Annotated in this window: 15 protein-coding genes and 1 pseudogene; 14 read left to right on the forward strand and 2 right to left on the reverse strand. The window is 70.7% G+C overall.

Annotation, left to right across the window (positions count from 1 at the left end; all coding sequences use genetic code 11):
- Positions 1-47: 47 nt before the first annotated feature.
- Positions 48-257, reverse strand: a complete 210-nt coding sequence (locus ACIGO6_RS33380; protein WP_399882900.1) for a transposase — start codon at positions 255-257, stop codon at positions 48-50.
- Between the two features lie 269 nt (positions 258-526).
- Here ACIGO6_RS33380 and ACIGO6_RS33385 point away from each other — a divergent pair.
- The 12 genes and pseudogenes from ACIGO6_RS33385 to ACIGO6_RS33440 form a co-directional block, all read left to right on the forward strand.
- Positions 527-769, forward strand: a pseudogene (locus ACIGO6_RS33385) (transposase); the annotation flags it as partial.
- Positions 770-849: 80 nt separating this feature from the next.
- Positions 850-1,056: a hypothetical protein gene (locus ACIGO6_RS33390; RefSeq protein ID WP_399882902.1), complete on the forward strand. Its 207-nt coding sequence runs from the start codon at positions 850-852 to the stop codon at positions 1,054-1,056.
- A 171-nt stretch (positions 1,057-1,227) separates the two neighbouring features.
- Positions 1,228-1,641: a hypothetical protein gene (locus tag ACIGO6_RS33395; protein ID WP_399882904.1), complete on the forward strand. Its 414-nt coding sequence runs from the start codon at positions 1,228-1,230 to the stop codon at positions 1,639-1,641.
- Positions 1,642-2,098: 457 nt separating this feature from the next.
- Positions 2,099-2,602 (forward strand): N-acetyltransferase, encoded by a 504-nt coding sequence (locus ACIGO6_RS33400; RefSeq protein ID WP_399882906.1) that lies wholly within the window; start codon positions 2,099-2,101, stop codon positions 2,600-2,602.
- 364 nt (positions 2,603-2,966) lie between these two features.
- On the forward strand, positions 2,967-3,248 hold the full coding sequence (locus ACIGO6_RS33405; protein ID WP_399882908.1) for a transposase: 282 nt from the start codon (positions 2,967-2,969) through the stop codon (positions 3,246-3,248).
- A 634-nt stretch (positions 3,249-3,882) separates the two neighbouring features.
- Positions 3,883-5,169: a flavin-containing monooxygenase gene (locus ACIGO6_RS33410; RefSeq protein ID WP_399882910.1), complete on the forward strand. Its 1,287-nt coding sequence runs from the start codon at positions 3,883-3,885 to the stop codon at positions 5,167-5,169.
- 10 nt (positions 5,170-5,179) lie between these two features.
- On the forward strand, positions 5,180-5,650 hold the full coding sequence (locus ACIGO6_RS33415) for a RidA family protein (RefSeq protein ID WP_399882912.1): 471 nt from the start codon (positions 5,180-5,182) through the stop codon (positions 5,648-5,650).
- Positions 5,647-6,321 (forward strand): DUF1028 domain-containing protein, encoded by a 675-nt coding sequence (locus tag ACIGO6_RS33420; protein ID WP_399882914.1) that lies wholly within the window; start codon positions 5,647-5,649, stop codon positions 6,319-6,321. The genes ACIGO6_RS33415 and ACIGO6_RS33420 overlap by 4 nt, the downstream gene beginning before the upstream one ends.
- A complete protein-coding gene (locus tag ACIGO6_RS33425) occupies positions 6,321-7,466 on the forward strand; it encodes a M20 family metallopeptidase (RefSeq protein ID WP_399882916.1) in 1,146 nt (381 codons plus the stop codon). The genes ACIGO6_RS33420 and ACIGO6_RS33425 overlap by 1 nt, the downstream gene beginning before the upstream one ends.
- A gap of 256 nt (positions 7,467-7,722) precedes the next feature.
- Entirely contained in the window at positions 7,723-9,165 is a 1,443-nt protein-coding gene (locus ACIGO6_RS33430) for an aspartate ammonia-lyase (protein ID WP_399882917.1), read from the forward strand.
- A gap of 64 nt (positions 9,166-9,229) precedes the next feature.
- Positions 9,230-10,591: an MFS transporter gene (locus ACIGO6_RS33435; RefSeq protein WP_399882919.1), complete on the forward strand. Its 1,362-nt coding sequence runs from the start codon at positions 9,230-9,232 to the stop codon at positions 10,589-10,591.
- A gap of 55 nt (positions 10,592-10,646) precedes the next feature.
- A complete protein-coding gene (locus ACIGO6_RS33440) occupies positions 10,647-11,573 on the forward strand; it encodes a LysR family transcriptional regulator (protein ID WP_399882921.1) in 927 nt (308 codons plus the stop codon).
- Between the two features lie 48 nt (positions 11,574-11,621).
- Here ACIGO6_RS33440 and ACIGO6_RS33445 read toward each other — a convergent pair whose 3' ends face one another.
- Complete coding sequence (locus ACIGO6_RS33445; RefSeq protein ID WP_399882923.1) at positions 11,622-12,239, reverse strand: TetR/AcrR family transcriptional regulator; 618 nt, start codon at positions 12,237-12,239, stop codon at positions 11,622-11,624.
- 244 nt (positions 12,240-12,483) lie between these two features.
- Between ACIGO6_RS33445 and ACIGO6_RS33450 the strand changes: the two genes are divergently transcribed.
- On the forward strand, positions 12,484-13,956 hold the full coding sequence (locus ACIGO6_RS33450) for an aldehyde dehydrogenase (RefSeq protein WP_399882925.1): 1,473 nt from the start codon (positions 12,484-12,486) through the stop codon (positions 13,954-13,956).
- 81 nt (positions 13,957-14,037) lie between these two features.
- A complete protein-coding gene (locus tag ACIGO6_RS33455; RefSeq protein ID WP_399882927.1) occupies positions 14,038-15,390 on the forward strand; it encodes an aspartate aminotransferase family protein in 1,353 nt (450 codons plus the stop codon).
- Position 15,391 lies beyond the last annotated feature (1 nt).

Raw genomic sequence — 15,391 nt, forward strand, 5'->3', positions numbered from 1 at the left:
GTCCGTATCCCGTTGCAGCGGGCTTGCAACACGTCGCCGGGCTGGGTCTACGCAGCCCGTCCCCAGGTCGGGACACCCCTAGCCCGACTCTGTCGGGGTTGTTGGCTGAGGCGCTCGATGTTCGCGGCGATGGCTGTGAACACGTGCTGTAGGTGGGCCTTCTGCTGTCCCTGGTAGCGGCGGCGGCGCATGCCGTGGCCGTGAGCGAGCTCGTTGATGGTGCCTTCCACTCCGGAGCGGACGGCATAGCGGGCCATCCCTTCGGGTGTCTGTTGCTCGGCACGGACGCGGAGTTGCGGTCACGGAGTTCTGGCGGAGGAAAGCCCACGGTCCGGGCGCTGTCGGTGGTGGTTGTCAACCGGGTGCCGGATCATCCTGGCCTGCGTCGGCGGAGCCTCCCACAAGGACGTGGCCGGACAGGTGGGTTCGACGCCGCATGCGGTGGGCCGGTGGTGGAAGCGGTTTGTCGAGCACCGGATCGCCGACCTGGCTGACATACCGCGTTTGGGCGGCCCGAGGACGGTGACGCAAACGCGAAGACACCGTGTACATCGTCGACGGCACGCTGGTGCCCACCTGGGATCGCAACGTGGCTGCCTCGAGCAAGAACTACTGGTACTCGACGAACCTGCAGGTGGTCATCGACGCCAACAGTCGGCTGGTGGAGGCCATCGGTGAGCCGCTGCCTGGTAGCCGTAACGACTGCCGGGCCTTCGCCGAGTCCGGCGTCGACCGGGCCTGCCGCGGCCTTCCCACCATCGCTGATGGATTCCTGCTGCTGGCGCTGTCCACCGGCGTCGCGTGGTCCGCGGTCCTGGCGATGTGGGGGAGGGGAGCGCGACGGCGTTCATGATCGGGGTCGCGGCGGCAGCGGGCGTCGCCTTCTTCAACGCCTTCGCCAACACCGCCGGGCTCGCGGTCACCCCGCTGATCGGCACGGTCAAGGACGCCACCGGATCATCCGGATTCCGGCCCGGATGGTGGCGCAGATCAGGAAGGCATGCGATGCCGCAGACGTCGCCCACGCCCGGCTTTGAGAGGGCCGTTGCGAGTTGATGTCCGGTTCATCGTTGGACTTGAGTGAGAGGTGCTGTTCGGTCCTCCGCGCCGGAGAAGAGCGCGAAGCGGTCCGCCAGGACTTCATCAACAACCTCGGCATCGTCGCCGATGGCCCCGGCTGAGCTGCACCCTTGACCTCAACCTTGGTTTAGGTACAACACTCGGCGCATGAAGACCACAAACAGCAGCACCATCCTCTTCCGCAACACCATGCGCATCAGCGACGGCCACCTCGACGGCTTCCGGCGCGCCATCGCGCAGGCGGTGGCATTCGCTCAAGAGCACGGCCCCCAGCTTATGGTGGACGTCTTCATCGACGAGGAGCGGATGTTGGCGCACAGCTTCCAGCTCTACCGGGACTCCGATGCCATCCGCGCCCACTGGCGGCTGTCGGATCCGTACATCCGTGAGGTGATGGAGCACTGCACCGTGCAGCACTTCGAGATTTTCGGTGCACCGGACCACGACATCGTGGCGGCCATCAAGACCCCCGACGGCGAATCCTTCTCCTTCGCCATCTCGCCCCGCCTCGCTGGCTTCAACCGTCTTGAGACGCCCGGCCGGGGCGAATCGCCCTCTTAGTGGCGGTTCGTAAGGTGGTGGAGGTTCTGTCGGCTATTGTTTCTGGCGAAGTTGCCGGTGTCGGCCTCGGTGAGGGTCCCGAGTTCAACCAGGCGTTTCAGCTCGGCGCGGGTACGTTCGATGTTCTTCGGCAGCAGTTCGTGGCCGAGGGTCGCAGACGTCCTTGGCCCGTAGCGGCCCGGTCGCGTGGTCGAAGACGGCGAGGATGCGGGGGTAGTCCGGGTGCTCGGGCAGCTCCGGCGCGACGGCCGGGAGCCGGTCGCGAGGCCGGTGACGGTCTTGCGGGTGATCGCGAGGTGGTCCAGGTGCGTCTCGGTCTCCCGCAACCGGGCCTGCAGGTCACCGATCTGTGCGCGGAGGTCATCGGCCAGGGCCCGGGCGGCGTAGAGCAGGGCCTGGCGGTAGACGGGAGAAATTGAGGGGAGCGGACGGCCGCGCGCTGCTACGGTCGGGCTCCATGAGCTGGCTTCCCGATGACTTCGTCCACCCCGTCCTGGTACCGCTGCCGGGCGGTGGCCATCACCTGCGGCCGATCCGGGAGGCGGACACCCCGCTCGACTATCCGGCTGTGATGGGTTCGCGCGAGCGGCTGTGGACCATCTTCGGCCCGGCCTGGGGCTGGCCCGCGGCCACCATGACCTACGAGGCCGACCAGGCCGACCTGTTGCGGCACGAGAAGGAGATCGCCGCACACCAGTCCTTCAACTACGCGCTGTTCGACGCCGCGGAGACAGCTCTGCTCGGCTGTGTCTACATCGACCCACCGGAGAGGGCCGGCGCGGACGGCGAGATCTCCTGGTGGGTGGTGGACGAGCTGGTGGGCAGCAAGGTCGAGCAGGCCCTCGACGCGCTGGTGCCGCAGTGGATCGCCGCCGACTGGCCGTTCGAGCAGCCGCGCTTCCTCGGCCGCGAGATCTCCTGGGCGGACTGGCTCGCCCTGCCGGAGCGTCCCGGCACGTAAGTGGTTGTTGCCCGTACCGTTTTCGAAGGCGGTCGATCGAACGGGAGTCTCGATCGGGTGACTGCGGCGGTTTCCGCGCGTGAAAGCAGGGCCTCTAGGTAGCTCGGGGGTGCGATCCCATTCCGAGTGGTTCCCGGAGGCCCTGTTGTCTTTCTTGTACGTTCCCGAGCATGGTGACTCCAATTCGCCCGCCGTGTCGTGCGATTGCCTCGCGCACGTGTACGGCAACGCGGTCGCGGGCGGGATCTCGTGGCGGGCGATGCCCTCGGCCTACTCCTGGCCGTCGCGGTCATGGCTGCGAACATCGGCGACCGGGACGCCGCGGCGGGCCTGCTGATGCGGCTGCGCCGTCTGCATCACCCTCGTGTGGGCCGACGGCGGCCACACCGGCCCCCTCGTCGGCTGGTGCCGGGACAAACCCGCCCTGACCTCGGAGATCGTCAAGCGCACCGATGACATGGCAGGGATCGTGGTGCTGCCGAGGCGGTGGGTGGCAGAGCGCACGTTCGCGTGGTTGATGAACTCCCGCCGTCTGGCCCGGGACTACGAGACCCTGCCCGCCACCAGCGAGTCGATGATCCGGTGGTCGAGGGTCACGCGGATGAGCCGGCGTCTGGGACGGCCACGGTCGGCGGGACGGCACTGAACGCCCCCGGCGCCTCCAGGAGGAGCCATCCACGCTCCGCCAGGCGCCGGGCTTTCGACCGCAGCACCTCGACCTTCGCCGGCGTCGCGTCAAGGCCCGGCTCCACCGCGTTCTCCTTGGCCCGAAGCGGTCCGTGACCCGTGGATCGCTGCCGTTCCCGCACGCCCAGAATGGCTGGTAGTCCGGCGCCAGAACCGTCACCGGCAGCCCTTCCCGCCAGGTCGGCACCGTCGAGCCCGGCACCGGCGCGAGCGACAGCACCGCTTTCTCCTCGGCCTCGGTCGCGGCGGTGGTCTCGGCGGCCGAGGCTGCCCGAACCTCGACCAGCTCTCCCCGCGCGATCACCCGCCGGTCCAGCTCGATCCCGGCGGCCTCCAACACCTCAGCCAACCGGGCGACTTCCTCCCGTAGCCCTTCCACCCGCACACGGGCCGCTGTCTCCCGCTCCTCCAGCATTCCCGGCACCGACGCCATCGCGCACCCCTCGCTGACGGAGTGCGTCTGCATCAATAAATCAGATTGCCTAGAACGGATACATCTGTTGGACAGAGTTCGAGGCGCGCTCAAGGATGTCTCGTGCGGTAGCACAGTCAACGCGACACCGGGATGGACTACCGCCTGAGTGGAGGCTGAAGTGCCGAGTGAAGAAACTGAAGTCGTCGTCGTCGGGGCGGGCCAGGCGGGCCTGGCGGTGAGCGAACACCTGGGAGCCCACGGCGTACCGCACATCGTTCTGGAGCGGCACCGTATCGCTGAGCGGTGGCGCTCGGAGCGGTGGGATTCCCTGGTCGCGAACGGGCCCGCCTGGCACGACCGGTTCCCGGGGCTGGAGTTCTCCGACGTCGCTCCCGACGACTTCGCCTCGAAGGAGCAGGTCGCGGACTACTTCGTCACGTACGCCGAGAAGATCGGTGCCCCGGTCCGGTGCGGTGTCGAGGTGACCTCGGTACGTAAGCGCGCCGGCCGGCCGGGCTTCAGGGTCGAGACGTCGGACGGCCCCGTCGACGCCCGCTTCGTCGTGGCCGCGACCGGGCCGTTCCAGCGGCCCGTGATCCCGCCCGTCGTCCCGGACGGTGCCGTTCCCGTGCAGATTCACTCAAGCGGGTACCGCAAGCCGGAGCAACTGCCCGAGGGCGCGGTCCTCGTGGTCGGGGCGGGCTCCTCGGGGGTCCAGATCGCAGACGAGCTGCGCCGGTCGGGTCGTCGGGTCTTCCTCTCCGTCGGCCCGCACGACCGTCCTCCGCGCGAGTACCGCGGACGTGACTTCTGCTGGTGGCTCGGTGTGCTCGGGCTCTGGGACGCGGAGACGCCTCCCCAGGGCGCCGAACACGTCACCATCGCGGTCAGCGGCGCACGCGGCGGCCACACCGTGGACTTCCGTGCCCTGGCCGGCACCGGCATCGAGCTCGTCGGCATGACCGCGTCCTACGACGACGGCGTCCTGCGCTTCGCGCCGGATCTCGCGACGAACATCGCGCTCGGTGACACCAAGTACCTCGCGCTCCTCCGGGCGGCCGACGAATACGTCGAGCGCAACGGGCTCGACCTCCCCGAGGAGCCGGAAGCCCACGTCATCGGGCCGGACCCGGAATGCGTGACCGACCCCCTGCTGGAGCTCGACCTGGCAGAGGCCGGCGTCACGTCGATCGTCTGGGCGACCGGCTTCGCCACCGACTACAGCTGGCTCGAGGTCGACGCGTTCGACGAGAAGGGCCGGCCGAACCAGCGTCGAGGAGTGTCCTGCGAGCCCGGCGTCTACTTCCTCGGCCTGCCCTGGCTGTCCCGCCGCGGGTCGAGCTTCATCTGGGGTGTCTGGCACGACGCCCGGTACGTCGCCGACCACATCGCGACCCGGCGGAACTACCTCGCGTACGGCACCACCGACCACACCGGCGCCGCGCCGGCGACCCGCAAGAACTGAGGACAAGACGATGACCCCCACGAGCGAGGGCCGTCAGGCCAAGGCCCCGATCGTCGCCGGCGGGCACACCCGTATCCGGCCGTTCAACACGCGCGACACCTATCCCGAGCAGAACCTCGACAACGACCTCTGCCAGGCCGTCGTCGCCGGCGACACGGTGTACGTCCGGGGCCAGATCGGCCAGGACCTCGACACCAGCGAGTCCGTGGGCATCGGCGACGCCGAGGCGCAGGCCGAGCAGGCCATGGCGAACATCAAGATGCTGCTCGAAGAGGCCGGCAGCCGGATGGAACACCTGGTCAAGCTGACCATCTATCTGATCGACCCGCGTTACCGGGAGGCGGTGTACCGCACCGTGGGCCGCTGGACCAAGGGCGTCCACCCGATCTCCACCGGCCTGGTGGTGTCGGCTCTGGCCCGACCGGAATGGCTGTGCGAGATCGACGCCGTCGCCGTGATCCCCGAGGAGGACCGGGCATGACGTTCTCCCTGGTGGTCCGCGACGGCGAACGGTTCGGCATCGCGGCCGGCTCGTCGAGTCCGGCGGTCGCCGCCCGGGTCTCCCATCTGCGGCCCGGGGTCGGCGCGGCGACCTCGCAGAACATCACCGACCCCACGCTCGGCACGAGCCTGTTGGAGGCGCTGGCGGACCACGGCGACGCGGAACGCGCCCTGGCCGACGTCACCGGCGCGGCGCGGAACGCCGAGACCATCGCGTACCGCCAGCTGACCGTGCTGGGCCGTTCCGGGCCCGGGTTCGCCCACAGCGGCTCGCGGACGTTGGGCAAGCACGCCTCGGCCACCGCGGACGGCGCGGTGGCGGCCGGCAACATGCTGTCCGGCGAGCACATCCCCGGCGTTCTCCTCGACGCGTACGCCGCAGCAACGGGCGAGCTGGAGGAGCGTCTGCTCACCGCCATGAAGGCCGCCGTCGCGGCCGGCGGCGAGGAGGGGCCGGAGTACTCCGCGGGCCTGGCGGTCGTCGCGGACGTCGGCTGGCGGGTGACCGACCTGCGGGTGGACTGGGCCGAGGACCCCGTGGACCGGCTCGGCGACCTCCTCGACGTCTGGCTGCCGCAACGGGACGACTACGTGCGGCGCGGACTCGACCCCGCCACCTCCCCCTCGTACGGCGTCCCGGGAGACCTGTGATGGGCGCGCTGAAAGAGGCGGCCCGGCAGGCCGTCGACCGTCGTGCCGGGGAACTGATCGGCCTCTCCGAGCGGCTGCACGCCGACCCGGAGACCGCCTGGGAGGAACACCGGGCCGCCGCCGCCGTACCGGAACTGCTGGACCGCGCAGGATTCGACGTCACCTCGTCCTACCTGGGCCTGGACACCGCCTTCCTCGCCCGGTTCGGCAGCGGGCCCGTCCGGATCGCGTTGTGCGCCGAGTACGACGCACTGCCCGGCCTCGGCCACGCGTGCGGGCACAACCTCATCGCGGCGAGCTCGGTCGGTGCCGCCCTCGGCCTGGCCGCCGTCGCCGACGAGGCCGGGCTCACCGTGGAGGTCTACGGCACCCCGGCCGAGGAGGGCGGTGGCGGCAAGATCGAGATGCTCGACCGCGGCGCCTTCGCCGGGGTGGATCTCGCGATGATGGTGCACCCGGCGCCGGTCGACGTTGCCGAGGCCCGCCCGTTCGCCGTCAGCCACTCCAAGATTTCCTACACCGGGAAGTCCGCGCACGCCGCGGCCTACCCGGAGGCCGGGATCAACGCGGCCGACGCCTTCACCGTGGCCCAGGTCGCGATCGGGCTGCTGCGTCAGCAGTTGCCGGCCTCAACGCGGGTGCACGGGGTGGTGACTCACGCCGGGGACGCTCCCAACGCCATTCCGGAGCGGTCGACCGGACGCTGGTACGTCCGTGCGGAGACGCTCGCCGAACTGGCCGAGCTGGAGCCGCGCGTGATGCGGGCCTTCGAGGCGGGCGCCCTCGCGACCGGCTGCGACCTGGTGATCGAGCCGGAGAGCGAGCCGTACGCGGAGTTCCGCACGGACGAGACCGCCCTCGGGCACTACCGTGCGAACGCCCTCGCCCTGGGGCGGGAGTTCGCGCCGCCCGGGCAGGCCGCCCGGATGAACCGCGCCTCCACCGACATGGGCAACGTCTCGCAGGTGGTACCGGCCATCCACCCCTACATCGGCATAGGTTCCCTGCCCGCCGTCAACCACCAGCGCGAGTTCGCCGCGTACTGCGTGGGCGCCGCGGCACAGCGGGCCCTGCTCGACGGGGCGATCGCGCTGGCCTGGACGGGTGTCGACCGCGGTGCGCCGGCCGGGGGAGCGGCGGCGTGACGGGGGCGAGTGCCGCTGTGACCACCACCGCGCCGCCGGACGTCGACTCTGTGCGGCCCTGCCCCGGCCGGCACCCGGTGACGGCCGGCGACCTCGACCCGGCGTACACGGACACCAGTCCTCCGACCGGCACCAGTCCTGCGACCACAGGTCCGACGGTCACGACATCGGGGACCCGCGCGCCCGCCGCTGCCACCACCCGTCTCGGCACGTCGTCCGCCGGCCCCCTCGCCCCCCGACGCCCCGGAGGACACCGATGCCTGTGACCCCAGGCCCCCAGCACACCGCCCCGGCGGACAGCAGGTACCGGACCGAGCACGACATGCTCGGCGACGTCGACGTGCCCGCGGACGCCTACTACGGGGCGCACACCGTCCGGGCGGTGGCCAACTTCCCCCTCACCGGTGAGACCCTGGCCGCCAGGCCGCACCTGATCGACGCCCTGGCGGCGGTGAAGCAGGCCGCGGCCTGCGCCAACGCTGAGGTCGGCGCCCTGGACGGCACACTCGCCTCAACGATCGCCGGCGCCTGTGCCGAGATCCGTGACGGCGTGCTGCACGACCAGTTCGTGGTCGACCTCATCCAGGGCGGCGCGGGCACGTCGACCAACATGAACGCCAACGAGGTGATCGCGAACCGAGCCCTGGAACTCCTCGGGTGCTCCCGCGGGGAGTACGCCGTCCTGCACCCCCTCGACCACGTCAACTTCGGGCAGAGCACCAACGACGTCTACCCCACCGCGGTGAAGCTGGCGTTGGACGCGCACATCGCCGAACTGCTCGCCGCACTGGCCGGACTGCGGGAGGCCTTCGAGGCCAAGGCCGCGGAGTTCGCCGACGTGCTGAAGATGGGCCGCACCCAGCTGCAGGACGCCGTACCCATGATGCTGGGCCAGGAGTTCGGGGCGTTCGCTGCCACCATCGCCGAGGACCAGCAGCGGCTCGCCGAGGCCAGGCTGCTGCTGCACGAACTCAACCTCGGCGGCACGGCGATCGGCACCGGCCTCAACTCCCGCCCGGGCTACCGGGAGCGCGCGGTGGAGCACCTGCGCCGGCTGACGGGGATATCGACGCTTCAGTCCTCGCCCGACCTGATCGAGGCGACTCAGGACGTCGGCGTCTTCGTCCAGCTGTCCGGCGTGCTCAAGCGCATCGCCGTGAAACTGTCCAAGATCTGCAACGACCTGCGCCTGCTGTCCTCGGGACCTCAGGCCGGGCTCGGCGACATCGCCCTTCCCGCACGGCAGGCGGGATCGTCCATCATGCCCGGCAAGGTCAACCCGGTGATCCCCGAGGCGGTCAACCAGATCGCGTTCGAGATCATCGGCAACGATGTGACCGTCACCCTCGCCGCAGAGGGCGGCCAGCTCCAGCTGAACGCCTTCGAGCCGGTGATCTACCGGAGCCTGAGCGCCGGCCTCGACCATCTCACCGCGGGGATCGGAGTCCTCACCCAGCACTGTGTGCGGGGCGTCACCGCCGACCGGCGCAGGCTCGCGGAGACCGTCGCCGCCTCCACCGGACTGGTCACCGCGCTCAGCCCCGCGCTCGGCTACGAGACCGCCTGCGCCATCGCGCTGGAGGCACACCACACCGGCAGGCCCGCGCTCGACCTGATCCGAGAGCGCGAGCTGCTGACCGAGGCGGAACTCCGCGAGTTCACCAGCCCCGCTTCCCTGACCGGCCTGCCCGCGCTCTGAGGGCACGGCGCCGGCGGCACCCGCACCGCTCCGGCTACTCCACTCATCCCCCAAGGAGGCGCGTATGCCTACCAGTAACAGTGGCGCCACGACGACGACCCGGGCCGGGGACGAGGTGGCCACCGACGTCGTCGCACTGCGCAGGAGCGTTGCCGCGGGAGCCGTCGGCGTGTTCGTGCACTGGTTCGACTGGGCTGCCTATGCCTATCTCGCCGGTACCGTCGCCACCGTGTTCTTCCCGGCCGAGGACAGCACGACCGGACTGCTCGCCGTGTTCGGCGTGTTCGCCGTGTCCTTCGGTATCCGCCCGATCGGCGCCCTGGTGTTCGGACCCCTCGGCGACCGGATCGGCCGCAAGCGCACCCTGTCCCTGGTCATCTTCATGATGTCCGGTGCGACCCTGACGATCGGCCTGCTCCCCGGCTACGCCTCGATCGGGATCGCCGCCCCGGTACTCCTGGTGGTCCTGCGCCTGATCCAGGGCTTCGCCGCCGGCGGCGAGTTCGGCAGCGCGGCCAGCTTTCTCGCCGAGAGCGCGCCCCGGCGCCGCCGGGGATTCGGCGTCAGCTGGCTCGAGGTCGGCTCCCTGCTCGGCTTCCTCGCCGGCTCGTTCGTCTTCCTGCTGCTGTCCGCCGGACTCGACGACGACCAGCTCACTTCCTGGGGCTGGCGCATCCCCTTCCTCGTCTCCGCGCCACTGGGCGTGATCGGCTTCGTCATCCGCAACAAGATCGAGGACACCCCGGAGTACCGGGCCCTCGAAGCAGGCGGCACCGTCCCGAGCAGCCCCGCCCGGGAGCTGCTCCGGTCCCACAGGCGGCAACTGCTCCAGGCGGCGGGCCTGATGGCCGCCATGCACGTCCCCTTCTACGCGGTACTGACCTACCTCGTCACCTACGAGACCGACCACCTGGGGCACTCGGCCGGCAGCGCGGCCCTGCTGTCCACCGTCATCTCCCTGCTGGGCCTGGTGCTCGTGCCGCTGTTCGGCACGCTCTCCGACCGTGTGGGACGGAAGCCGGTGTTCGTCGGGGCGACGGCGGCCCTGCTGGTCGTCTCCACCCCGGCCTTCCTCCTGATGCGCACCGGACTCGTCGGAACCTGGATCGCCGGTCTGCTGCTCGGCGTGATCCTGGCGGCGATCCTCGGCACCTACGCGGTCTGGTCGGCGGAGATCTTCCCCACCCGCACGCGTCAGAGCGGACTCTCCGTCGCCTACAACATCACCGCGGCGCTGTTCGCCGGCACCGTGCCCTACCTGATGACCGTGCTCATCTCCGCGACGGGAAGCACGCTGGTGCCCGGCCCGTACCTGATGGTGTTCGCCGTGGGCGGCCTGATTGCCGCCCTGTCTCTGAAGGAGACCGCCGGTTCCGCGCTGTTGCGCCCCGAGGACGTCTCCGGCGCCCCCTCCGAACGGGGGTAGGGGCCGCCGCATAGGGTCAGCCACGGACACGGTTCACCTGGCACAAGGGTCTCGCATGACGTCACCGGTGGGTTTCACCCTCGTTCAGCTCCGTTACTTCCTGGTCGCCGCCGAACGCGGCTCGATGACGGAGGCGTCGCTGGAGCTGCACATCGCGCAGTCCGCCGTGTCCGCGGCCATCTACAACCTGGAGCGGGACCTGCGGGTGCAGTTGTTCATCCGCCGACGGGGCCGGGGGCTGACCCTGACACCCGCGGGGGAGAGACTCCGGCAGCAGGCGCGGGATCTGCTGGCCCGCGCCCGCGATGTGGAACGGGAGGCCCGGGGAGACGGTGAGACGCTCTCCGGGCCGGTGGCCGTCGGCTGCTTCGTGACCCTGGCCCCGTACTACCTGCCGCCCTTGTTCAGCGAGTGCACCAGACGCTTTCCCGGCGTCGAGATCGACGTGATGGAGGCCGAGACGGACCAACTCGTCCACGCCCTGGTGTCGGGACGCATCGACTTCGCCCTCACCTACGGCCTAGGCCTGTCGGCCGAACCGGAACTGCACAGCGAGACGATCGCCCGCGCCCCGGCCTACGTCATCGTCGCGGCCGATCACCCGCTGGCCGGTCAAGGCAGTGTGGAGCTCGCCGAGCTGTCCACGGAACCGCTCGTCCTGCTGGACCTTCCCCACAGCCGCGACTACTTCCACTCGCTGGTGGCCGCCACCGGCACCGCGCCCGATGTCCGCTACCGCACCCGGAGCTACGAGACCGTACGCTCCCTGGTGGCCCGAGGGCTCGGATACTCCGTGCTCAACCAGCGGCCGGCGACCAGCCAGACCTACGGCGGCGGCGAGGTCGCGGAGCTCCCGCTGCGGGACGGAAGCCCCCCGCTCGAAGTCAAGATCGTCTCCGTGGCGGGCATGACCCAGACCGCCCGCGCCCGAGCGGTGATGGACGTACTGCGGGAGATCGCCGCCCGGTCCGCCAAGGTCTGAGCCGGCAGCCGCTCACCGGCACGGCACCCCGGTCGTGGCCGTCCAGCGCTACAGACGGGCGCAGCCCGTCACCGCCCGCGCATGCGTCAGGACCAGCTCGCGGGCCTTGTCGACGCGCAGAGCCGCGTTGTGGCTGACGATGTGCAGGCCGTAGCCGTCCTCCAGGGCCACCAGCCCGTGCGCCAGATCGTGCGCGGACGCGGCGAGGGTGAACACACCCGTCGCGGCGCCGACCTCCAGGGCGGTCGTGTAGAGCGCCACCTCCCGGGCGAACAGGGAGGTCATCAGTTCGGCATGGCCGGGACTGCGGCCGGCGCGCCGGTGCAGCTCGTAGAGCAGCCCGTGGACCGGGTCCTCGGTGGTGCCGGGCAGACCGCTGTCGAGGAGCGCACGCAGCCTGGCCGCGGGATCCCCCGCGGCCGCCCGGTCGTACGCCTGCTGCCGGGAGGCCAGGAAGCTCTCCACCGCTCCTCGGTGCACCTCCAGCACGAGGTCGTCGAGCTCCGGGTAGTAGTACAGCACCGAGCCCTGGGAGACGCCGGCCGCATCCGCGATGTCCTTGATGCGCAGGCCCTCCAGCCCGCGCTGCGCGATGGCCCGGCCTGCGGCGGAGACGAGGGCCTCCCTGCGCGCCGTCTGGTTGCGTGGTCTACCGACTTTGCCCATGGCGGTTAATTCTCTGTTACTCGGACCATCTTCTGCAAGAAGTTCACGCCCGGAGCATTGACGGCCGGTTCACCAATTGTTTGAATCTCAGCTCAAAGAACTCGTGCATACCTCTCTCGTGGAGCTGTCTCGCTCCGTCCTGCCCGGCTTCTGCGGGCAGCACCCATCGACTGGCCCCCGGTCACCCGAGACCCGGACGGGCGTCGATTCGCCCGGCTCCCACAACGCAATCGAAGGCCGCAGCATGACGACGTACTCGCACTGGCGGCAGCGTGCCGCCGAACTCGTGCCACGCACGCGCCTCTTCATCGACGGGGCGTGGACCGACCCTTCCGACGACCAGTGGCTCCCCACCGTGAATCCCGCCACCGGCAAGACCACCGCCGAGGTGGCCGTCGGCTCCGCCGCCGACGTCGACCGTGCCGTGTCCGCGGCCCGCGCCTCCTTCGAGGACGGCCGGTGGTCGCGCACCGCCCCCGCGGAACGCAAACGCGTCCTGCTGGAGCTGGCCCGTCTCGTCGAGGCCCACGGCGAGGAGCTCGCCCTGTGCGACACCCTCGACATGGGCAAGCCCGTCGCCGAGTCGTACGGCACCGACGTGCCCGGCGCCGCGGGTGTCTTCGCCTGGTACGCCGAGGCCGTCGACAAGCTCTACGACGAGGTCGCCCCGGCCCCGCCCGGCAATCTCGCCCTGGTGCGCCGCGCTCCGCTGGGCGTCGTCGGCGCGGTGGTGCCCTGGAACTTCCCGCTCGACATCGCGAGCTGGAAACTGGCGCCCGCCCTGGCGGCCGGCAACAGTGTCGTGCTCAAGCCGGCCGAGCAGTCACCGCTGTCGGCGCTGCTGCTGGCCGAACTCGCCGCGCAGGCAGGACTTCCCGACGGCGTACTGAACGTCGTCCCCGGCCCCGGCGAGGTGACCGGCCGGACACTCGGGCTCCACCCGGACGTCGACACCCTGGTGTTCACCGGATCCACCGCCGTGGCCAGGCGTTTCCTCGCCTACTCGGCCGAGTCGAACATGAAGCAGGTGTGGCCCGAGGCCGGCGGCAAGAGCCCGAACCTGGTCTTCGCCGACGCCGACCTGGAGGCCGCCGCGGAACGTGCCGCCTGGGGCTTCGCCTACAACGCCGGGCAGGTGTGCTCCGCCAACACCCGCCTGCTGGTCGAGGGGTCCGTCGCGGAGGAGTTCACGGCCAGGGTCGCCGAGCACGCCCGCACCTGGCTGCCCGGCGACCCGCTCGACCCCGCCACCCGTCTCGGCCCGCTGGTCGACGAGGCGCAGGTGGAACGCGTCCTGCACGCGGTGCGGTCCTCGGGCGGCACCCTCGTGTGCGGCGGCACCCGTCCCGACCGCGACGGCGCCTACCTCGACCCGACCGTCGTCACCGGCCTGGCCCCCGATGCCCCGCTCGTACGCGAAGAACTGTTCGGCCCCGTACTGACGGTGCTGCCCTTCCACGACGAGGCGGAGGCGGTCCGCCTGGCGAACGACTCCGCCTACGGTCTGGCCGCCTCCGTGTGGACGCGGGACCTGAGCCGTGCCCACCGCGTCGCCGACGCCCTCCGGGCGGGCACCGTCTCCGTCAACACCGTCGACGCGCTCAGCCCCTTCACCCCCTTCGGCGGCTTCAAGCAGTCCGGCCACGGCCGCGACCTCTCCCTGCACTCCTTCGACAAGTACACCGGCCTGAAGACCACCTGGATCGCCTACGACTGACCGGGCCGACGGCCGATCACCCGGCCGGCACCGCACCCGCCACCGTCACCGTCACCGTCACGAGCAAAGGACGTACCACCCATGACCCTCGACGCCGCGGACCTCACCCGTCTGGACCGAGCGCACGTCATCCACCCCTACCTGCCCGGCAGCGCCACCGAACGCGTCGTGATGACCGAGGGATCGGGCTGCCGCCTGACCGATTCCGAGGGCCGCAGCTACCTCGACGCCACCGGCGGCCTGTGGCTCGCCCAGGTCGGCCACGGCCGCACGGACCTGGCCGACGTCGCCCACGAGCAGATGAAGAAGCTGGAGTACTTCACCAGCTTCTGGGAGTTCTCCAACGACCGAGCGATCGCGCTGGCCGCCCGGCTGGCCTCCCTGGCCCCCGACCCGCTGAACCACGTGTACTTCACCTCCGGCGGTTCGGAGGGCAACGAGGCGGCCATCAAGATGGCCCGCTACTACCACCACCGCCGCGGCGAGAGCAGCAGGACCTGGATCCTGGCGCGCAGCAAGGCCTACCACGGCATCGGCTACGGCGGCGGCTCGGCCACCGGCTTCCCCCTCTACCACGAGGGCTTCGCCCCGATGATGCCGCACGTCTCCCACCTCACCCCGCCGTGGCCGTACCGCACCGAGCTCTACGGCGGCGAGGACCCCACCGACTTCCTCATCCGGGAGCTGGAGGAGCGCATCGCGGAGATCGGCCCGGAGAACATCGCCGCGATGATCGGCGAGCCCATCATGGGCGTCGGCGGCATGCTCGTCCCGCCCGCCGACTACTGGCCCCGGGTGCGCGACGTCCTCGACCGGCACGGCATCCTGCTGATCTTCGACGAGGTCGTCACCGCCTACGGCCGCGTGGGGGAGTGGTTCGTCGCCCAGTACTTCGGCGTCACCCCCGACATCATCGTCACCGCCAAGGGCATCACCTCCGGCTACGTGCCGCTCGGCGCCCTCATGGTCGGCGACCACGTCGCCGAGGTCCTGCTGCGCGACCACGGCTTCCCCATGGGCTACACCTACAACGGTCACCCGGTCGCCACCGCGGTCGCCCTGGCCAACCTGGACATCATCGACAAGGAGGGCCTGCTCGCCCGCGCCACCAGCCTCGGCGCCTTCCTCCACGCCGAACTCGAGACGCAGCTGGGCGAACTGCCGATCGTCGGCGAGATCCGCTCCGTCGGCATGATGCTCGCCGTCGAACTCGTCGCCGACCGCACCACCCGCGCACCCCTGCCCCTGAAGCCCGACCGGATGCCGCACGACGTCATCCGCCGCGAGACCGGCGTCATCGTCCGCGACTCCGCACACAGCCTGGTGCTGTCCCCGCCGCTGATCATGACCGAGGCCGAGGCCAAGGAAGCGGCCTCCGCCCTGCGCGGCGTCCTGGAACGCACCGAACCCACCGGCGAGATCCGCCCCGCCTGAC

The organism is Streptomyces sp. NPDC053750, from assembly GCF_044544295.1.
GTDB lineage: Bacteria > Actinomycetota > Actinomycetes > Streptomycetales > Streptomycetaceae > Streptomyces.